This is a genomic window from Streptomyces sp. NBC_01276 (assembly GCF_041435355.1).
GTDB lineage: Bacteria > Actinomycetota > Actinomycetes > Streptomycetales > Streptomycetaceae > Streptomyces.
Genome location: NZ_CP108442.1, coordinates 26,090 through 45,178, shown reverse-complemented (window position 1 = coordinate 45,178; position 19,089 = coordinate 26,090). Strand labels below are relative to the sequence as shown.

16 protein-coding genes and 8 pseudogenes are annotated in these 19,089 nt (G+C 68.2%); 17 read left to right on the top strand and 7 right to left on the bottom strand.

What is annotated here, in order from left to right; translation table 11 throughout:
- Positions 1-85 precede the first annotated feature (85 nt).
- Entirely contained in the window at positions 86-1,243 is a 1,158-nt protein-coding gene (locus OG295_RS00255) for an RICIN domain-containing protein (protein WP_371674906.1), read from the top strand.
- 32 nt (positions 1,244-1,275) lie between these two features.
- Here OG295_RS00255 and OG295_RS00250 read toward each other — a convergent pair.
- The 3 genes and pseudogenes from OG295_RS00250 to OG295_RS00240 form a co-directional block, all read right to left on the bottom strand.
- Positions 1,276-1,455 (bottom strand): annotated as a pseudogene (locus tag OG295_RS00250) (hypothetical protein); the annotation flags it as partial.
- A 211-nt stretch (positions 1,456-1,666) separates the two neighbouring features.
- A complete protein-coding gene (locus OG295_RS00245) occupies positions 1,667-2,281 on the bottom strand; it encodes a hypothetical protein (protein WP_371674905.1) in 615 nt (204 codons plus the stop codon).
- A gap of 865 nt (positions 2,282-3,146) precedes the next feature.
- Positions 3,147-4,184, bottom strand: a complete 1,038-nt coding sequence (locus tag OG295_RS00240; protein WP_371674904.1) for an amidohydrolase family protein — start codon at positions 4,182-4,184, stop codon at positions 3,147-3,149.
- Positions 4,185-4,309: 125 nt separating this feature from the next.
- Between OG295_RS00240 and OG295_RS00235 the strand changes: the two genes are divergently transcribed.
- The 6 genes and pseudogenes from OG295_RS00235 (at position 4,310) to OG295_RS00210 (ending at position 11,352) form a co-directional block, all read left to right on the top strand.
- Positions 4,310-5,044 carry a TetR/AcrR family transcriptional regulator gene (locus tag OG295_RS00235; protein ID WP_371674903.1) on the top strand — a complete coding sequence of 245 codons (735 nt, stop codon included), beginning with the start codon at positions 4,310-4,312 and terminating at the stop codon, positions 5,042-5,044.
- 1,407 nt (positions 5,045-6,451) lie between these two features.
- Positions 6,452-7,593, top strand: a pseudogene (locus OG295_RS00230) (IS256 family transposase).
- Between the two features lie 42 nt (positions 7,594-7,635).
- Positions 7,636-8,619, top strand: a complete 984-nt coding sequence (locus OG295_RS00225; RefSeq protein WP_371674902.1) for a GNAT family N-acetyltransferase — start codon at positions 7,636-7,638, stop codon at positions 8,617-8,619.
- Positions 8,620-9,630: 1,011 nt separating this feature from the next.
- Entirely contained in the window at positions 9,631-10,656 is a 1,026-nt protein-coding gene (locus OG295_RS00220) for a CAP domain-containing protein (RefSeq protein ID WP_371674901.1), read from the top strand.
- 45 nt (positions 10,657-10,701) lie between these two features.
- A complete protein-coding gene (locus tag OG295_RS00215) occupies positions 10,702-11,034 on the top strand; it encodes a DUF1152 domain-containing protein (RefSeq protein ID WP_371674900.1) in 333 nt (110 codons plus the stop codon).
- Between the two features lie 117 nt (positions 11,035-11,151).
- Positions 11,152-11,352 (top strand): hypothetical protein, encoded by a 201-nt coding sequence (locus OG295_RS00210; protein ID WP_371681424.1) that lies wholly within the window; start codon positions 11,152-11,154, stop codon positions 11,350-11,352.
- Positions 11,353-11,410: 58 nt separating this feature from the next.
- On the opposite strand, the pseudogene OG295_RS00205 reads toward OG295_RS00210, so the two are convergent.
- Positions 11,411-11,988: pseudogene (locus OG295_RS00205) on the bottom strand (transposase family protein); the annotation flags it as partial.
- Positions 11,989-12,296: 308 nt separating this feature from the next.
- Between OG295_RS00205 and OG295_RS00200 the strand changes: the two are divergent.
- The 9 genes and pseudogenes from OG295_RS00200 to OG295_RS00160 all read left to right on the top strand — a co-directional run.
- The gene (locus OG295_RS00200; protein ID WP_371674899.1) at positions 12,297-12,752 is read left to right on the top strand and encodes a hypothetical protein; all 456 of its coding nucleotides are present in this window, start codon (positions 12,297-12,299) and stop codon (positions 12,750-12,752) included.
- A gap of 36 nt (positions 12,753-12,788) precedes the next feature.
- Positions 12,789-13,117: pseudogene (locus tag OG295_RS00195) on the top strand (transposase family protein); the annotation flags it as partial.
- 182 nt (positions 13,118-13,299) lie between these two features.
- Positions 13,300-14,483 (top strand): IS3 family transposase gene (locus tag OG295_RS00190; RefSeq protein WP_371674898.1). Its coding sequence is split into 2 segments (ribosomal slippage): positions 13,300-13,573 and positions 13,573-14,483, totalling 1,185 coding nucleotides; the frame shifts between segments, so codons are not numbered across the junction.
- 120 nt (positions 14,484-14,603) lie between these two features.
- A pseudogene (locus OG295_RS00185) lies at positions 14,604-14,741 on the top strand (SDR family NAD(P)-dependent oxidoreductase); the annotation flags it as partial.
- 186 nt (positions 14,742-14,927) lie between these two features.
- A complete protein-coding gene (locus OG295_RS00180; RefSeq protein ID WP_371674897.1) occupies positions 14,928-15,455 on the top strand; it encodes a GNAT family N-acetyltransferase in 528 nt (175 codons plus the stop codon).
- 130 nt (positions 15,456-15,585) lie between these two features.
- Complete coding sequence (locus OG295_RS00175) at positions 15,586-15,774, top strand: hypothetical protein (protein ID WP_371674896.1); 189 nt, start codon at positions 15,586-15,588, stop codon at positions 15,772-15,774.
- Positions 15,775-16,153: 379 nt separating this feature from the next.
- Complete coding sequence (locus OG295_RS00170; RefSeq protein ID WP_371674895.1) at positions 16,154-16,477, top strand: hypothetical protein; 324 nt, start codon at positions 16,154-16,156, stop codon at positions 16,475-16,477.
- An 83-nt stretch (positions 16,478-16,560) separates the two neighbouring features.
- Positions 16,561-16,869 (top strand): annotated as a pseudogene (locus tag OG295_RS00165) (transposase); the annotation flags it as partial.
- A pseudogene (locus OG295_RS00160) lies at positions 16,857-17,297 on the top strand (transposase); the annotation flags it as partial. The pseudogenes OG295_RS00165 and OG295_RS00160, both read left to right, overlap by 13 nt.
- Here OG295_RS00160 and OG295_RS00155 read toward each other — a convergent pair.
- Complete coding sequence (locus OG295_RS00155; RefSeq protein WP_371674894.1) at positions 17,292-17,612, bottom strand: hypothetical protein; 321 nt, start codon at positions 17,610-17,612, stop codon at positions 17,292-17,294. The pseudogene OG295_RS00160 and the gene OG295_RS00155 overlap by 6 nt on opposite strands.
- A gap of 206 nt (positions 17,613-17,818) precedes the next feature.
- Positions 17,819-17,983, bottom strand: a pseudogene (locus OG295_RS00150) (IS5/IS1182 family transposase); the annotation flags it as partial.
- Between OG295_RS00150 and OG295_RS00145 the strand changes: the two are divergent.
- A complete protein-coding gene (locus OG295_RS00145) occupies positions 17,948-18,358 on the top strand; it encodes a hypothetical protein (RefSeq protein ID WP_371674893.1) in 411 nt (136 codons plus the stop codon). The pseudogene OG295_RS00150 and the gene OG295_RS00145 overlap by 36 nt on opposite strands.
- Positions 18,359-18,410: 52 nt before the next feature.
- Here OG295_RS00145 and OG295_RS00140 read toward each other — a convergent pair whose 3' ends face one another.
- Complete coding sequence (locus OG295_RS00140) at positions 18,411-18,938, bottom strand: hypothetical protein (protein WP_371674892.1); 528 nt, start codon at positions 18,936-18,938, stop codon at positions 18,411-18,413.
- Positions 18,939-19,089: the final 151 nt, after the last annotated feature.

The window sequence follows — 19,089 nt, the reverse complement described above, 5'->3', positions numbered from 1 at the left end:
CACCTCCTGCCTAGGAAAGGCACCGACCTTGCCACGCTCCGACGTTCTTCACCCACGCACCAAAACGCTCACCACGCTGATGGCGATGGCTGCGCTCGTCGGCCTGCTGATCGGACTGCCGGCGTCGCCGGCCGAAGCGGACACGCCCAACGCCCACACCATCGCGACCTACAACTCGCAAGGCGCCCGCTGGTCGGACGTCCGGCAGCTCAGCGACGAGAACGACATCGTCGCCGTCCAGGAGGCGGGGTCGGAACCGAGTCTGTACGGCATGGTGTTCCAGCAGTCCTACAACCGCAGCGGCTACATCGTCCGCCTGTATCGCTGGGGCAGCCGCTTCGTGTACTGGATGAGTCCGCTGGGAGACACCCGGGTCAACCTCGCCATGGTCACGCACACCATGGCCCACGAGGTCTACGTCGCCCCGCCCGGCCGGGCCGGCGCCCGCCCCGCGCTGGGTCTGCGGATGGACGACGACATCTACTACAACGTGCACGCGCTGGCTTCGGGAGCGCACAACGAAGCAGAGGAGCTGGTACGCCAGGTCCGCAACCAAGCGACCGCGGCGGGCCGCGCGTGGACCGTCATGGGCGACTTCAACCGTGACCCGGACCAGGGCATGCACAATCTCGCCGCGGGTCTGGGCGCTCAGGTCTACCACACTGGCCTTGCGACCCAACAGAGCGGCGGCGAACTCGACTACATGATCTCGTCGCGCGCGCTGGGGAACTACCGCGGGGTACGTATGGGCGGCCGCGGCTCCGACCACTACCCGGTCTACTTCCGCACGCAGTTGGTGGCGAACGGGTCCGTGGTCGAGCTGACCAGCGACAGCGACCACGACAAGTACCTCACGTTCGAACGCGGGAGCAACGCCAACGGCACGCACCTGGTCTCCGGCACCTGGAGCCCCATGAAATCCCAGTGGAAGCTGCGCAGCATTCCCGGCGGCGGCAAGTATGACTTCAACTTCGTCAACAGGTCGACCGGCAAGTGCATCGACGTCGACAACGGCCGCTGGGCGAAGAGCGGCGACGCCCTCAACGAATGGGACTGCGAGGGCCAAAGCTCCCAGGTCTTCTCCATCTACTACTGGGGCGAGGAGCCGGGGGCCTGGATGATCAAGCAGAACAACACCGAGTTGTGCGTGAACACCACGGCCACCAAAACCAAGGTGCTCAGCCTGATGCCGTGTGCTCACGCCACCCCCAACCAGCGCTTCGTGCCGCACTTCTACGGCTAGGTCATCCACTTGCAGGATCGGCCGTCGCCAGGTCAAGCCGAATCCCGGACGACCAGCCGCGGCTCGAACGGCACCGGCGTGGCGGCTTCCACCGCGGTCCCGACCGCCACGGGAGCCGCCACGGCGGCGAGCAGGAGCCGGACCGTCTCCGCCGCCATGTCCTCCACCGGTCGGCGTACGGTCGTCCGCGGGCGGCAGCACAGGGCGGCGCTGGAGTCGTCGAAGGCGCGACCAGACCCGGCGCGGTCGCCGCGGACAAGGCCTACTCATCAGCCGCGACGCCGATCCCTACGAGGAACGGAACACGGTCGAGCGTCTGAGCAACAAGCTGAAGGCCTGGCGAGGCATCGCCACCCGCTACTGATCACGACATCACACACGCCCTGGTCTGGTTCGAGGGTGTCTCTCCGCTATCTGTCGGAGTCACCCCTCGTCGGGCCATGGATTGTCTGGTGGCGTGCTGCTGACGGGAGGGCGTCCGGTGGCGTGGCACTCCTCTGAGGGGAGCGAGTCCCATTCCGTCCAGGCGCCGTCGCGCGGCACCATGAACAGCGGACGCGATCGGAGGGCCTCTCCGACCATCTGCGCGCGCATGACGATCCCGGAATCATCCGGTGCTGCGTAGCCCTCGGGGGTGATGCGAAACTGCACGTCATTCGCCTCGGCGTACGCAATCGCGTCGCTCTCCAGCTCCGCCAAGTCTCTCCCGACCAGCGGGAGTCCGTCGTACGAGACCTGGGGGCCTTGCACGGCGTCGGCGGCGATGCAGAACAGCCCCGCCGCTTCGCTCACGTAGGCCGTGGCGGCAGGCGGCGAAGGGGCGACCTCTGGCCGGTGGATCTCGATCTTCGAGGTCGGCGAGAAGACCGAGTACTGCCGAGGACAGTCGCTGACCTCCGTCCGGCCGAGTATCCCAGCCGCCTCGACCACTTCGCTGACGGTCATGCCGAACCGGAACGGCCCTACGCCGACGGCCGGCGCATAGGACCACTCGTCCCGTTCGGCGGCTCCGACATCGGCTCGGTTCTCGAACGCCACAGTCGCCCCTCCAGAGCCTGAGAACGAACCGCCGCCCATAGCCTGCGACCTGGTCTGCGGTTCGACGGCCCATTGCCGCCTGTTCACGACAGCGTCGCATCCCGCACTGACAGCCCGGTCAGCCCGTGGCGGGCGCAGGCCAGGCCAGGCGCGGTGCGCAGCGCCCAGAAGGTATGGGTGTGGCTTTCTGGGGGTGCCTCCCGCGGCTCGTACTGCTTGGCCGCCCGTGTCCTCTGGAGCGCTGTGAGCCGGATACGGGCAGGGACTGGTTGTGGCAAGACCCATCACCCCTGCCTGGTGACGGACAAGGAGGGCCGCGTGTCGCTGTCGCGGCGGATCCCCAACGACGAGCCGGAGATCCTCAAGGTGAGCGGGGATGCCCTCGCCCTGGCCGACGGGGACACCCGTGACATGGTCCATGGACATGACGGGCGGCGAGCCCGGGCTTCTCATCGCGTTGCTGCTCAATCACGGCCAGGAACTCGTCTATCTGCCCGGTATCGCGGTCAACCCCGCCAGTGACCGCCATCGCGGTGCGGGAAGACGGACGCCCGGAACGCCTGGGCGACGCCGGCATCGGGTACCGGCTGCTGACCGATCGCGTACTCTCCTCGGCCGGCAGGAAGGCGATGATGAGGTCGCAGCCCTGTTTGCGGAGGTGCGTAGGAATCCGTACGACCTCTGTCGCAGGCGCTCATCGCATCAGGTGGCCGCCACGGCGTGCGCCTTCGTTGAAGTGCCGGCGGGCGAGGCGGGAAGGGAAACGCCCACCCGATGTCCCCGCTCCTGAGCGAGTCCGGCCTCGGCGACGGGGCGGGCCGGGAGCGCGTGATGGCATTCCGGCAGGTCCGGGCGGGTGGCCCCTTCAGGCTGACGGGCGCTTCGCGCGGGCGGTGAGACGCTCCCAGTTGCGGTGGCCGATGTCGGCCTTCTGCTCGGCGGTGAAGGGCGAGGCCTCCAGGAAGGAGCGGGCTTGGCCGTTGCTGGTGTCGACGTAGGGGAAGCCGTCGGGGCGGAAGCCGTACGTGAAGGGATAGTCGGTGGAGTACAGCATCCGGTCGGTGCCCATCACTTCGGCGGTCCAGCGCAGGTAGCGGGGGCTGTTGGTACCGCTGCCGGCGACCCAGAAGTTCTGCTTGAAGTAGTCGGCGAGGGGTTGGCGCAGGCGGCCCGCCTTGCCGAAGAAGCCGGTGTGGTCGAGGTAGAACATCACGACCTCGCCCCAGTGTCCGGCGATCACCTGCAGGTCGGGGAACCGGTCGAAGACTCCGGAGAAGATCATGCGCAGGTACTGGACGCCGAGGTCGTAGTACCAGCCGAGGCCGGCTCCTGCCAGCACGGGCCCCATGGGATCGGGGAGGTCGGAGTAGTAGGCGTCGACGACGGGCTGGACCGGCGTCTGCGGGTGGAAGTGCAGCGGCACTCTCAGCCGCTCGGCCATCGCGTACAGCTCGTCGTTGTCGCGGTGGTCGGCCAGCTTGTCCCCGGTGCGGCCGTAGAGCATGGCGCCGGGGAAGCCCAGCTCGATCACCGCACGCTCCAGCTCGGCCGCGGCCGCGGCCGGTGACTGGGTGGGGATGGCGGCGAACGCCTGGAAGCGGTCGGGCCGGAATGCGACGATCCCGGCGAGCTGGTCATTGGCCTCGCGGGCCACCGCTACGGCGTCGGCCCCCGGCAGGTCCTGCACGCCCGGTGACGACAGAGACAGCACGGCCACGTCGATGCCCTGATCATCCATGTGGGCCAGGCGCCGCGCACCGACCTCACGCAGATTCCTTGCGGTCGGGCTCTCCCCGAAGCCACGCGAGAAGACCTGCGGTAACCCAGCCCTCTGGTACGCCTCGTAGACGGCCGGCACGACGACAGTCTCTTCCACCCCGATGATCCGCAAACGCCCGGACATGACAGCTCTCCTCGCACTGACGTTTCCAATGGAACCATTCAAACGTTACCAGCGATACTAGCGACGCTAACATCAAGGAGGTATCGGTGATACCAGCGCGGTTTCGGTGGCGCTATCGTTGATCCATGCCAGTTGAACCGACCCCGACCCCGACACGGCGCGCCACGTCGCCCGGCCCGACCGCGCGTGAGCAGACGCGCTGCCGGATCGTCGACGCGGCGATGGCCCTGCTGGAGAGCGGCGGCCGGGACGCGGTCACCACCCGGGCGGTCGCCGACGCCGCCGGACTGCAGCCGCCGGCCATCTACCGGCTGTTCGGCGACAAGGACGGCCTGCTGGATGCCGTGGCCGAGAGCGGCTTCACCCGATTCCTGGCGGCCAAACAGCAGGCCGATCCCGCCCCGCACGACCCGGTCGGGGAACTGTGCAACGGCTGGGACACCGTGGTCGGATTCGGACTGGCCAACCCCGCACTGTACGCACTGATGTACGGCGAGCCCCCCCGGTCCACCACGGCCTTCCAGACCGGGCTCGAACACCTCATGGACCGAATCCGCCGCATCGCCGCGGCAGGGCTCTTGCGTGTGGACGAGCATCTCGCCGCCCAGATCGTCCACGCCACCGCCAGCGGCGCCATCTTGACCTGGCTGTCGATGCCCGAGCCCCAGCGAGACCCCGCGCTCCTCGTCACGCTGCGCGAATCCATGGTGGCCACCATCACCACCCGCGAACCCGCCGTGCACGAACCAGGACTGGCCGGCGCCGCCCGCGCCCTGCGTGCCGCGCTGCCCGGCCAGAAAGTCCTCGGGCGAGCCGAACAGCAGCTCCTGGCGGAATGGCTCCAGCGGCTGTCCGCATAGTCCCCTGGCAGGAGCGGGCGCGACTCGAGCCGATGGGCCTGGGCCTACGGGCCGTCCAGCCCCGGGCGCAAGACATCGGCGTAGATCCGGGCCCACACGCCTGGCTCGCCGATGCGGCGTTCGACCGTGTTGCGTCGGCGGTACTGCTCACGGTCGAAGGCGGGCCGGCGGCCGTCGGCGGTCGGGGCGTTGGTCGTCGGGCTGGGCGATCGTTGCTTTGATTCCGCGTCTGCGCAGGTAGATGCGGTTCGCGCGGCTGGAGTACGCCTCGTTGCCGCGGGCCCGGTCGGGTCGCGTGTGGGGGTGTCCGGGCCCGGTGCGGGCCATGTTCAGGGGTCTGCATGAGCGGGATGAGCATCGGGCTGTCCCCGCGCCGGCCGCCCTCTTCGTCCGCACGTGCGCCGCCCCCTTTTCGGGATGGTCGTTCGGGGGGAGCGTGCCGGCGCCGGCCGCGTGCTGGTGGGCCCGGCGGTAGACCGGCCGGACGCTGGAGGCCGCGGCCGCCGAGATGGCCGCCCGGCTCCAGGCCGGAATCCGGGAACGAGCCGCCGCCCGCCGCCCCACGCCTCAACCCGCCCCGGCCCCGCCGCCGGGAGCCCGTCAGCCTGTCCAGCCGGCGCCGGGCCGGACCCCACCCACCGGAAGAGTCGCATGACCGCCACACCGTCGCCGGACCCGAGGACCGAAGCCGTCGCCGCCCGGCTGAAGACAGCTGCCCAGGAACGCGCCGCCACGTACGGTCCGGCGCCGGACTGGACGTCGATCTGGAAACGGTCCCGGAAGTCGAAACCCATCAAGGCGAGGTAGGCGGAGATGGCCAAGCAGCACAAGCGGCTCAAGGCAGCCGGGGTACGCCGCTTCTACGGCGCCCAAGCGCGCCGGCCCCGGCCCCGGCAGAACCGCATCGGCAGCGCCGCCGCGCGCCGCGACGCCCGCGCCCTGTCCCGGATGCGGCACTCGAACGCCTGGCTGTGGCGACGACGCCGGGCACCGTCCACCGAGTGGACCGCCCGGTACCGAGCGGGTGGAGCTCATCGAGTGGAATCCCCCCAGTGGACTCCACCCGGTGGGCGCCACTCCACTCAGTGGACTCCGCAGAGTCGGCCTCCGCCAACTTGAAGTAGCAGGTCAAAGGGCTGGTGTGCCTCGCGCTCGGGGGACTCGTACAGCTCATGGGCGACTGTCTGCGCAGTAGATCATTCGTCAGGAGTTGCTCTCGTTAGAGGAGGCACCGACGGCGGGGACGAGCAATGCTCAGGACCTGTGGACCGGCTCGGGAGGACGGGCCTTCCCGGGTGATTGATCGATGGGCCACCGAGCAAGACCGGTGTTCGCAGCGCCGGCCGGGAAGGCACATCCGTCCTCAGCGTAGTGAACGATGACGGCACCACCGCCAAGGGCTCCTCCTTGATTGACGAGATCGTCCGAGAGGGCGCGCGGCGGCAACGGACGCCGTCTGGTGGTGCGCAACGGCTTCCACCAGCCCCGGCAGGTCACCACCGCGGCCGGCGTGGTCGAGGTGAAGGCGCCACGGGTGAACGACAAGCGCGTCGACGAGGCCACGGGCGAGCGCGAGCGGTTCTCCTCCGCGATCCTGCCGCCGTGGTGCCGCAAGTCCCCGAAGACCAGCGAGGTGCTGCCGCTGCTCTACCTGCACGGCCTGTCCTCCGGCGACTTCGTGCCCGCCCTGGAGCAGTTCCTCGGCAGCTCGGCGGGTCTGTCACCGGCGACGGTCACCCGGCTGACCCAGCAGTGGCAGGCCGACCACCAAGTGTTCGGCGAGCGAGATCTGTTCGGCAGCGACTGTGTCTACGCATGGGCCGACGGCATCCACCTGCGCATACGCCGGCAGCAGGCGAAGTCGTGCGTGCTCGTGCTGATGGGTGTGCGCGCGGACGGCACCAAGGAGCTGATCGCCACGAGCGACGGCTACCGCGAATCAGCCGGCTCCTGGGCCGACCTGCTGCGCGACTGCCGGCGGCGAGGGATGCGCGCTCCCGTCCTGGCGGTCGGCGACGGCGCGCTCGGTTTCTGGAAGGCCCTGGCTGAGGTGTTCCCCGAGACCTGCCATCAGAGGTGCTGGGTTCACGAGATCGCAAATGTGCTCGACAGCCTCCCGAAGTCCGCCCAGCCGGGCGCGAAGAAGGCCCTGCAAGAGATATACAACGCCGAGGACGGCGACCATGCGCTCGTGGCGGTCGCGGCGTTTGAGAAAATCTACGGCGCGAAGTGGCCCAAGGCGGTCAAGAAGATCACCGATGACGTGGACGAACTGCTGGCGTACTACGACTTCCCCGCCCACGCACTGGATCCATCTGCGCACGACGAACCCCATCGAGTCCACGTTCGCCACCGTCCGGCTGCGCACGAAGGTCACCAAGGGCGCCGGCAGCGCGGCCGCCGCCTTGGCCATGGTGTTCAAGCTCGTCGAGTCGCCCCAGCAGCGGTGCCGGGCCGTGAACGCACCCCACCTCCTCGCCCTCGTCCGCTCCGGGGCCCGCTTCGAACGCGGCCGACTCGTCGAACGGCCGCAGACGACCGCAGCGTGAATAGGGTGGCAGACCTGCCCCGAAGTTCGAGATCATCCGACCATGTCGACTAGCGCGCCAGGACAGGACCTTCCGGTCGGCTTCGGGTTCCAGCCGTATCGCGGCGACGAAGACCACGGCCCCATGGCCACGGTGCGGCTGGGTTGTGCTGAACGGGACCAGGTCGACTCCCATTCGATTGTGGAAGGACTCCCGACAGCGACCGAGATCGCCGAAGCCTCTGCCAGGCTGGAGGAGCCGTCCAAGAACCAGATCCTGGTGGTGCACGACGGGAGCGTCGTCGGCTACTCGACGATCCGATGGTGGCAAGAGCGGGACGACACGCACCTGTACCTGCACCGCGGCTACCTCTTGCCCGAGCACCGCCGCCAGGGCATCGGCTCAGCCATGCTGAGCTGGGCCGAAGAACGGATCCGCCAGCTCGTCAAACAGCATGGAACGGCGCGGACAGCAGTGATCGGCGCGAACGCCATGGCCTCCGAGCACGACGCCACGGAGCTTCTGCTCGCAGCCGGCTACCGACGTGTCTTCAGCCTGGTCGAGCTGGAGCTGGGCGATCTGCAGCAGTTGCCCGAGCGGGGCATCGAACTGCCGGCCGGGATACGGACGGGACCGATCGAGTCAAGCCACTACCGCGCAGCATGGAGGACGGTCGTCGATTCGTATGCGGACACCGGTTTCACTCAGAAATGGCCATTCCAGGACTTCGTCGACACCGCCGACCCGGCATGCTGGAGAGCTGCATGGAACGGCCAGGACATGGTCGGCGTCGCCCTCTGCTGCATCCGCCGTCACGACCACACCGTAGGCGAGGTCGAAGAGCTGAGTGTCCGGACGGACCAGCAACGCATCGGAATCGGCCGGGCCCTGCTGCTGGACGGGCTGCGGAGCCTTCGCGGACAGGGTGCAACTACCGCTCGGCTGTTCACGGGCACGTCAAACCCGCACCGCTCCTACGATCTTTACGAGAGTGTGGGGTTCCGGCGGCAGAACGAGTACGTCCGTTACCGCAAGCCGCTTGCTTGACCGACCGGTCATTGGGCGGTCCGATCAGTCCACAGGATTTGACAATACCTCCGGAAGGGGGCTGGAGGGGTGCACTAGGCGGGGGACCGGTGGTGTGCATCCCTGGAGCTGGTGACTTGCATTCGCACAGGTCGGATGTCATGGGCAAGCCCTCTTCGCAAAACGACACCTCTAATTCGCTAGCAATTACCGGTCGGTGCCGTGGTGACCCCTACGACACCTCCGACCGTGCGAGGTCTTTGCGCACCGCCCTGTCCGGAAACGGCCGTTGCTCCCGACCCTGCCGCCCCGGCTCCGCTCCGGGAGAAGCCCCTACCGGCCCTGCTGTTCCGTGCCGTGGGCTGCTTCGTGCTGGTCTGGGCGGGGACGGCCCTGCCGTGGAACGACATCCACAGTTGCGGCGGAACGGCGCCGCGCCCCCGGTGGGGAGGCTGCCCCGACCTGGATCCCGTTCGCGCTGTTGAACGCCGTCCTGATGGCGGTGGCGGCCTGGATCTGACCCATCGGGTACCAGTGGGGCGGGCGCGGCATCACGTACAACGTGCTGCTCCTGGGCGCGGGCTGCTGGGCCCTGTAGCGGTGGGTGTCGAGGCGGGAACGCTGATCGCAACCACAGTCGTCGCATTCACCCGAGTGGAGTAATCGGCCGATGGCCCGGCGGGTGGATCTGCGCCGAATGGGCGACGATGATCTCATCGTCCGGCGTACGGAGACCTCCCCGCCGATTTCATCCACGTGCGGTCGATCCGGGCGTGCGGAATACGGCACCCCGGCATTTTCGCCCGCATGGGAAACCCCTACCCGTATTCGGGGTGTTCCATGAAACCAAAGCCTTTCGCAACCACGGCTGCGCTCGTGTGCGGCCTTGCCATAATGGGACCGGTATCGGCAGCCTCCCCCCACGCACGCGCCGCTTCGGCCCCTGCCTCCGAGGAGAAATCTCCCACCTGTCCCTCGTCCAACGCTCCGCCCGGAACGGGCTCACGGATATCCGCCGCCGACGCTGCCGAGATGGTCCGTATTCACAACGACGCGCGCCGGGCAGCCGTCCAGAAGTACAGCCCCAGCTCCTCCGTGGTTTCTGTCACATGGAACCCCAAGCTTGCCTGTGACGCGCAGGCGTGGGCCGATGACCCTGCATCCAGCCAGGGCGGCGGACTGCACCACAGCAGCCGTGACACCAACGGCAACGAGGGTGAAAACCTTTTCAATGCCTTCCCTGGCCCGGCGCGGCCGCTGATGGCACTGGACCCCTCCGTGAGTTTCAGCTGGACGGCGGAGAAGCCCAAATTCGACGCCGACAACAATGCCCCGATCAACAGCAGTGCGTCCGCGGGCACCAATTACCGTGCGTGGGGTCATTACTCCCAGATGATATGGATGTCTCCCGCGTCAGTGACCACGGCAGTCGGTTGCGGCGTGAAAGAGGGCGTGCCCGTGGCGGGCAGTACGGGCTGGATTCTGGTGTGCCGGTACGCCGCGGCAGGCAATATCAACGGGCAGCGGGCCGTCGCCCCGGCTGCGGCACCAGCCGCGGGCTGTGACCCGGCCGCTGTCAACCGGGCGCCGACCGCCGGCACGGAAGCCCAGGCGAGGGCTGCCGTGATCTGCCTGATCAACGCGCAGCGCACACAGCGCGGGCTGCCCGCCCTCACCGTCAACCAGCCGCTGACCAACGCGGCCCAGCAGCATGCCGCCGCATCCGTGCAGCTGAAGTGGTGGGGGCCGGGCAAGGACTCCCACCGCAACCCCCAGACCGGCTCGACACCGCAGAGCCGCATCCAGGCGGCCGCATACTGCCCGAACCCCCGGTCGTGGGAGTTCAGTGAGATCACGTACACCGGCTGGGCCGGATCGGGAACCCCGCAGGCCGCCGTCAACTGGTGGATGAACAGCCCCGGCCATCGCGCCATCATCCTCAAGCCGTCCCTGCGCGACATCGGCGCGGCGGCCCTGCCCGGAGCGGCGGACCCGGCTGGCGCATCGTCGTCCAACACCGGCACCTACGTCGTGGACTTCGGACGCTGCCAGCAGTGATTCCCCGCGGGAGCTTGGCAACCGGCCGCGCCGGACGTCGCCTTGGTGACCCGGGCGCCGTCCCGTCGCTCCGGCCGGTCCCCTGCTTCCGCGGCCGTCCGGCGCACTGCGACCCGCAGCTCGGGCGGCTGGACCCGTACGGCGGCACGCGCGGCCTGGGCCGCCAGATCGCGGGGGGCCACCCGCTGGTGCCGGGCTGACCGGCTCGACCTCGCGGACGTCGGCGGCGTCATCGTCGCCCGCGGGGGCGAGCTCACCCTGCGCAGCCCGCTGGGCGACGCCCTCGCCGTCGCCGCCCGCGCTGTCGCTGAGGGAGAGGGCAGTTGCGGTGTCCGTGGTTCGGTGAGCTGGGGTGTTGCAGGTAGCGCCTCGGTCTAAAGGACCGAGGCGCGTTCTTGTGTTCTGGGATGTGTTTGTGCAGGTCAGCGGGGTGTTCGGCGGGTCGGGATGCGAGTTCTTGGCTGGTGCGTGGTTTCGGCGTGGTGGTCGAGGTGGATGGCGTCGAGTGCGGGTGATGTGTTCGGTGCCGTCACTGATGGCGGTGATGGCGGCTTGTCGGATGAGTCTGGTGAGGCTTCCGATGCGGCCGACGGTGCGTTGGTGGAGATACACCGCGTGGCGGGGGAGGGTGTCGGGTTTGTGGTGGTGGAGGTCGAGGGCGTTTTCGAGGTCGGTGATGACGTCGGTGAAGCCTGAATATTCGCAGGTCAGGAGGGTGTGAACGGCCTGGACGATCCGGCTGATGCGGTTGGTGGTAGGCGCGGTCCGCGAGGATGAGGATCTGGCGGGTGAGGCAGGCTTGGACGATGCCGTGGGCTCGGGCCGCGGTCAGGTCGTGGGTGCGGCCGGGCAGAGCGCGGGAGAATCACAGGGGTGTGCCGTCCGGCCGTGCGATGGCCTGCACGTTCATCCCGTGGCGGCGGTGCTTCATCGAGTAGTACGGCTCGTCCGCGCGGACGCGGTCGGTGCCGACGAGGGTGCCGTCAACGATGACGAAGTCGCCCTCACCCAGCCCGACGAGAGCCTCGTGCAGGCCGGGCGCCCACGCCGCCAGGACGTCCAGGGTCTCGTCGACGTACCGCCAGGCCGTCGCCGTGGAGACCCCGAAACCCACCGCGAGCTGCGGGAACATCTCGTTCTTCCGTAGATGCGCCAGGGCCAGGAGGGCCTGCTTGAAGCAACCCACGCGCCGCCATGGAGATTTCAGCTCCTGCCGACGGGCATGGATCAGCCAGGAGACATGCTCGACCAGCTCATGCGGGACATCGAGCGTGGAAGAAAACGGAACCAACAGGGCCCCTCGGACGCCGGTGTGTTGAGTGAAGTCACCACGCCAACGACCAGGGGCCCTGCCCTTTCACCACCGACCTGCCTGACCAGCACCTTCACTCCGTCAGAGGCGGGATGAAAAGGGTTCATTGACCAATCCGCTTTGGATCGCATTAATCATTGAATCGTGCGCGAAATGTAAAATCCTGCCGACTTGCGATCAGGCTTGCGGAGTGCTGCTCTGGAATAGGCAGGGGGTAAAGGGCTAAATGATCCGGGCCCGAATGGGTGGCGTTCAGCCGAAGTAGGGGGACGACGCGTCGTGTGACGACGGGATGCCCCGCGCTGCGACCCGCTATCGGAGGTTCACGATGACACAGGTCTCGTCTGCCCGCATTCCACTACGCCAGATCATGGCCGTGCTCTTGACGGCCGCCCTGACGCTCTCCCTCTCGGTGGTGCTCACCGTCACCTCGACGAAAGAAGCAGCCGCCTCGTGCTCTGCCAACCGGTTCAACGGAACGTGGCGCTCGTCCGACGCGAGGCTGAAGCGTATCGACGTGTGGCAGGGAGAGGACTGCCACCTGTACGCCAGGGCCTGGGACATCTGCGAGAACGACTCGTCGCATATCTGCAGCTGGGGAAACAGGAGAATGGGAGACAGTCCCGAGCCGAACTTCCAGTTCGTCGGGTACAACTGGAGCAACGCCGATGAGGTGCTGCAGCTGCGGATGCAGGACAGGTCTCACATCTCGGTGTGGGACAGCACCGACTACCACAACGGTAAGAAGGTCAGCTTCACGGTCGCGATGTACAAGAGCAGTTGAGCCCGCGAAGGGCAGCAACTCCGCCCGCGCCGCTACTGGACGAGACCCCCTACCAAGACAGGTGGGGGCCTCGCCGCTCGTCCCCCGCCCCCGACAGGATGTGAACCGCGCCGGGGTGGGCCCCTGTTCGCCGACCGTGCCTACACGGGTGCCGGCTCCTGGGTCACCACCGGACTCAAACGGCCACCGGGCGGCGAGCTCACCTCACCCAGCGCACCGTCAACCGAGCCCTGGCCGCAGCCCGGGCACCGGTCGAACGCGGCATGGCACGGCTGAAGTCCTGGCAGATCTTCCGGAGATCCCGCATCAGTCCCAACCGCATGACCGTCATCACCAAAGCTGTCCTCACCCTGGAGGGGCAACGCTTATGTGGTGGCGGGGGCTACTACGGGATGGGGTTGGTGTCGAGCCAGGTGGTGGGGATGAGTTTTTCGCCGTTGCGCCAGTTGCGATCTCTCGGGTTCGGGACAGTGGTTTGAGAGACAGTGAGTGAACCGTTCCGACTTCTCTGCCGCTCCGTTGTGAGCCATCAGAGAGGATGGGACACGTGCCCAAGAAGATTGATCCCGCGCTTCGTAGCCAGGCTGTGCGTTTGGTGACCCAGCATCGGTCGGAGTATTCCACCGAGCGGGCTGTCCATGTCCAGGTCGCCGAGTCGCTCGGCGTCTCGCGGGAGTCCGTGCGTCGTTGGGTGGCTCAGCCCGAGATCGACACCGGCGTCACCGCTGGCGTGACCAGCGACGAACGCGAGGAACTGCGCAGGCTGCGGGCGGAGAACAAGCGGCTGCGCGAGGTCAACGAGGTGCTGAAGCCGGCGACGATTTTCTTCGCGGGGGAACCCGACCCCCGAAACCGCTGATCGTCGCCTTCGTCGACCAGATGAAGGCAGCCGGTCATGCCGTCGAGTCGATCCTCATCGCCCTGGACACCGCAGGACTGAAGATCGCGGCACGAACCTTACGAGCCTGGTGCACCCCAGCCGTCGGTGCGAGTGCACCCGCGGCCCGCACCATGAGCGACGCCCTGGTCGAGGACACCGTCCGCGAGCTGGCCTTCACCACCAACGGCGCCGGGAAGCGTGTGCTGGCTCCCGAGGGCCTCTATGGCCGGCGCAAAATGCTGGCTCTCATCCGTCGCACCCGCCTGCCTGAGGCCGGGTTCGGAGCCGTCGACCGGGCCATGCGCTCACTCGGCCTGGCCGGCGTCGTGCGCGGGAAGAGACCCAGAACGACAGTGCCGAACCCGGCCGACAGCCGGGCGGTCATCGTGGACTGCTTCTCCCAGAAGATTGTGGGCTGGCACGCTTCCGTGAAACGTGACGTGGAGCTGGTCGACGTGCCACTGCGGATGGCGCTCTGGCGTCGCGGACACGAGGGCACCCCGGTCGGGCGAGACCAGCTCATATGTCACTCGGATGCGGGCTCGCAATATACGAGCGTGCGGTTCACCGAACATCTGAAGCTCAAGGGCATCCACCCCTCGGCCGGAAGCGTCGGCGACGCCTACGACAACGCCCTGATGGAGACCATCAACGGTCTCTACAAGTCCGAATGCATCCGCACCAGCGTCTTCCACGACGGCCCCTGGAGAACCGTCTCCGACGTCGAGTACGCCACCGCCTCCTGGCTCGAGTGGTACAACAACCGGCGCCTGCACTCGAGTCTGGGCATGATCAGCCCTACCGAGTTCGAGGCAGCACACTACGCTGACACAGAACCTGGAGCCGACTGATCCCCGGCCAGTAAAACACCGGCAGGAAAGTCGGAACGGTTCATGCCCAGGCTCTCAGGCTCCTCGGCCTCCACCTCCCATAGGGGATGCGCCCGCCCGGTGCCGTAGCAGTGGCAAAACATGGTCTCCGCCTGCGGAACGGCCGGTCATCACCGCTCGGAAGCACACGACGCCTTCTACGCGGCCAAGAGCGCCCAGGCAGGGTTCGCCGAGATCCTCTCCAAGCGGCTGCGGCCCCCGGGGGTCCGGGTGATCTCTCGGCCATCATGAGCCTCCCGATCCTCGGCAGTGCTCCTCCACCAGCCTGACACAACCGCGCCGGACACAACCGCCGGGAGGCTCTGATCCGCCGGTCGCGTGGCCTCCCCACAACGGGGGAGGTCCGGAGCGAAGATCATCCTCACGTGTGATCCCGCCCTGCGGCGACCGTGCCAGGCTCGGCGCATGCACTACGTCGTTCGCCGTATCACCGCCGAGGAGTGGCGGGAACTCCGCGAGATCACGCTGGAAGCGCTCCGCGACTCCCCCGAGGCCTTCAACCTCTCCTACGAGGACACCGCCGCCCGTCCGGACCGCTACTGGCAGCAACAGGCCGCCGCCGAGGCCGCCACCCGGGAACGCACCACCTTCACGGTCCGTGACCAGACCGGGAACTGGGTGGGGGTCGCCGGGGTCGAACCCGTCCCCGACGTCCCCGACACCCTGTGCGTCCGTTCCGTCTACGTCGCCCCGGCTCATCGCGGCACCACCGGCCCCGCCGCAGAACTCGTGCACGCGGCCATCCGCCACGCGCGCGAGCACACCGACGCCCGGCGGCTGACCCTCGGCGTCAACGAGAACAACGGGCGCGCGCTGGCCTTCTACCGGCGGCTCGGCTTCGAGGACACCGGGAAGGTGATCCTCTACGTCCGGAACCCGGCGGAGAAGGTCCTCATCCTGGGCTATCCGGGTTTCCGCAGCGGCTCCCGCTAGGAGAGTGGGTCAGTGACGAGCAAGCGGCTCCGCTCCCGTGATCGGCGGATCGGTCGCGGCGGGCTCGTCAGGGCATGTGGGGCTGGCGGGGCCTGCCCGCCGGGTGTGTCCGGTCGGCAGGGCTCGTGACGTGGCCGGGGACCCGATGCTCTGGTACGGGATGGTCAACCACGTCTCCGGGCCGGACTTCCTCGGCGTCACCGGGGAGCGTGCCCCGGCCCCGGCCCCGGCAGCGGCCCCGGCAGCGGTCGCGGGCCTCGCCGCCGCCCTGGCCGCGGCCGCCCTCGCCCTGGACGCGATACGCCACGCCGCGCGGTGACATGCCACTCGGTAAGTCGGGCGGAGGAGGAGCGGTTCCCCCGCTGGGGGGGGGCTGGTTCCTCCCAGTGGCGGAGGCCGCGACCGGGGGTGAGCTGGGAGGTTGGAGGCAGTCGGGAAGCAGCCCGACTCCCCTCTCTCCACTGAGGATTGACCATGCGAGAGCTCACCATCGCCATCGCGCTCACCACTGCGGCCGTGGCCCTCGCGGCCGGCACCGCCGCGGCCGCGCCCACACCGGCCACCCCCTACCGGCCCAGCACCTCGCGCTGCACAGCTGGACCCTGCTCAACTAGCACGGCCCGGGCCCCAACCCAGGCGAGCGGCTCACCGCGCGGGTCAGCGCCCGTACGGTCGACGGCCACGCCCGGGGGCACGTCGTGGTGCAGCACGTGTTCGAGAAGACCGGCACCATCCGGGCCGAGTTCGACGTCGACTGCCTGACCGTCGACGGGAACGGCGCCATCACCGTGACCGGGCCCATCTCGCGGACCGTGGTCACCCCGCTCGGGGGCGAGCCGTACCTCTTCGAGGAGGGCCAGCACCCCGAGGCCGGCCTCACCTTCTACCCGACCGACGAGCAGCACCAGCGCCGGGTCGGCTGGAACCGGACCAACCCCCAGATGCACTCCGAAGTCGTCAAGTGCGGCGCGGTTCCGGCCAGCCTCTGGGTCATCGACGGCGGGACCTTCCTGCGCCGCTAGGAGCGTGTCTCTGTGACCGGCAACCCACCTGTGTCTCGTGATCTTTCGTACGGGATGATCCCGGTATGCGTGGTGAGGATGGGCTGCTCGAGGCCGAGCCCGTCGAGGCGAAGCGGCCGCAGCGCCGTCCGGCGGCGGTGGACAAGACCTTCCGGGCGTTCGACCCGCATCAGGTCCTGCTGTTGCCACCGTCGCTGGACGACTGGCTGCCCGAGGGACACCTGGCCCGGTTCGTCGCCGACCTGGTAGACGATGTGCTCGACCTGGGACGGGTCCTGGCCGACTACACCGAGAAGCGCGGCTACCCACCCTACGACCCGCGCCTGATGCTCCGGCTGCTGATCTACGGCTGCACCACCGGGGTGCGCTCCTCGCAGGTGCGGGCAAGAAGATCGCAGGCCGCAAGCGCCACATCGGCGTCGACACCCTCGGCCTCCTCCTCGCGGTCTGGGTCACCGCGGCCAGCGTCTCCGACAACGCCGGCGGCATCCACCTGCTCTCAGACCTTGCCAAGGCCCACCCCAGGATCACCAAGGCCTGGGCCGACACCGGCTACCGGACCAAGGCCATCGACCACGGCGCCACCCTCGGCATCGACGTGGAGGTCACCCGCCGCGACCCAAGCCAGAAGGGCTTCAAGGTCATCCCGCGGCGCTGGGTCGTCGAGCGGACCTTCGGCTGGCTCATGCACCACCGCCGCCTCGCCCGCGACTACGAAACCCAGCCGCACCGCTCCGAAGCGATGATCCGCATCGCGATGATCGACCTGATGAGCCGCAGGCTCACACGAGAGTCGACTCCGAACTGGAAGGACTCATAGCCGCCGGGCCACGCTGACCCGCGCGTCCTCGCCCCTCATCGCCTGCAGCCAGCGGTCATCGATGACCCCCGCCGCTTCCCGGCAGGCGCCACAAGCGTTCTCCCGTTCGGGCAGCCACCAGTACTCGGACGGCGACATCCCGGCTTCCTGGATTCCGCAGAGCGTCCTGCCGAAAATGCCGAAGGCGTGGGAGACCTCGGCGGGAAGGCCATCCGCGACGGCCCTCTCCCAGCGCATCTCCACGGGCAAGTACGACGGCCGCGAGACCTCGAACCACTCACCACCCACTGGGTGACGGCGTGGCACCAGGAACACGACCAGATCTCCTCTACCCACGCACTCGGCAGCGCCGGCCATCGCCACATCGCCCGTCCACACACATCACACTCCACGGGCGGATCCTCACACGCCTCCGCGCATGGCCCCAAGCCGCCGGCACCGCACGACTTACCAAACACCCCCGATGGGATAAAACGCTCTTTTAGAGGGCGTTTGAAGTGGGCGAATTGCCCTTTGATACCCTAGTACGTTCCTTGCCAGGTGGGTGTGGTTTCGTCCGTTACGCGCTTGGCGAGGTTGTCGATCGAGGCTATGTGGATCATGGCTTCGGAGCTGGTGGTGAGGGTCTCGTAGTCGCGGGCGAGGCGGCGGTGCATCATGATCCAACCGATACTCCGCTCTACTACCCCTCACCCGTCCCCGAACCCGCCGCCTCCCTGCTACGGGACTACATCGCCGACCGCGACCACATGAACACCGCCACCAACCAGGCGTCCCCCTGGCTGTTCCCCGGCCGCCGGGCCGGCCAGCCTTTCCGCCCTGACCGCCTGTCCGCACTCCTCAATGAGATCGGTGTCCCGGTGGCCGCCGCCCGCGGCGCCGCGATCCGACAGCAGCTCCTGGAGATGCCCGCCCCCGTCGTCGGGGACGCACTCGGCTACCACGACAACACCACCACCCGGCTCCGCAACGAGGTTGGCGGGACATGGAGCCGATACGCCTCCGGGGATCATGCACGGTCACCAGCGGGCTGGGTCCCTCGGGGAACTGGCGACAGTTGAATACGAACACCAGTAATCTGCCAGCCGGAACCTGCGGGGAGTCGGCCAGGGCTCAGGGCGCCTCGTGGGCCTCCACCCGAGTGCAGGTGACCACCCGGGGCCTGTCGTCCGCGTATTCGGGGAACGTCAGCACCACTTTGTCGTTGGATCCGCTGACCCGCATCTTTGAGTAGCCCGCGTCCTGGCCGTCGATCAGTCCCCCCGACAGGGTGTACCTGCCCCCGAGTGCCTTCTCCACCTTCTCGGGAACGTCGTGGACCACGTACGGGGTGCGCCGCTCAAGCGTCACGGAGAGGCTGCCCCCCTCGAAGGACCAGTTACCTTTCTCCGACCACGGAGTGTCCGTGCCCACGCCGCTCATCAGCCACCGCCCGTCTTCGGACACGACGATCCGTGCCCCCGCGCCGTTCTCGGCCTCGAACTCCCAGCTGCCCTTCAGGAACGCCCCCAGGGTCTGGAATCTGACGCTGGTGGAACCGTTACCCGAGCAGGCGGCCACGGTAGCGGCCACGATCCCCGCCAGCGCGTACCGCAGCGCGGCACGGCGCCCCACCACCCGCACGAAATCCCCGGTGTCCATCGGATCTCCCCCTTCTGTCTCCGCCGTCGCGCACCCGAGGGCGACGTGCAAGACCACAACATCGCCGCACTGTCAGCCTCAGACCAGAGGAACAACCTTCAATGACCGAAATCCATGCGGCCCGAAGCCGAGGGAACTGGAGCCGACACTC

Excerpts from the sequence above, each read along its gene's own strand:
- OG295_RS00200 (WP_371674899.1), top strand. The coding sequence starts at position 12,297 with ATGACACAGGTCTCGTCTGCCCGCATTCCACTACGCCAGATCATGGCC.
- OG295_RS00140 (WP_371674892.1), bottom strand. The coding sequence starts at position 18,938 with ATGGACACCGGGGATTTCGTGCGGGTGGTGGGGCGCCGTGCCGCGCTG.
- OG295_RS00210 (WP_371681424.1), top strand. The coding sequence starts at position 11,152 with ATGGCGTCGAGTGCGGGTGATGTGTTCGGTGCCGTCACTGATGGCGGT.
- OG295_RS00255 (WP_371674906.1), top strand. The coding sequence starts at position 86 with ATGGCTGCGCTCGTCGGCCTGCTGATCGGACTGCCGGCGTCGCCGGCC.
- OG295_RS00225 (WP_371674902.1), top strand. The coding sequence starts at position 7,636 with ATGTCGACTAGCGCGCCAGGACAGGACCTTCCGGTCGGCTTCGGGTTC.
- OG295_RS00240 (WP_371674904.1), bottom strand. The coding sequence starts at position 4,184 with ATGTCCGGGCGTTTGCGGATCATCGGGGTGGAAGAGACTGTCGTCGTG.
- OG295_RS00180 (WP_371674897.1), top strand. The coding sequence starts at position 14,928 with ATGCACTACGTCGTTCGCCGTATCACCGCCGAGGAGTGGCGGGAACTC.
- OG295_RS00235 (WP_371674903.1), top strand. The coding sequence starts at position 4,310 with ATGCCAGTTGAACCGACCCCGACCCCGACACGGCGCGCCACGTCGCCC.
- OG295_RS00220 (WP_371674901.1), top strand. The coding sequence starts at position 9,631 with ATGGTCCGTATTCACAACGACGCGCGCCGGGCAGCCGTCCAGAAGTAC.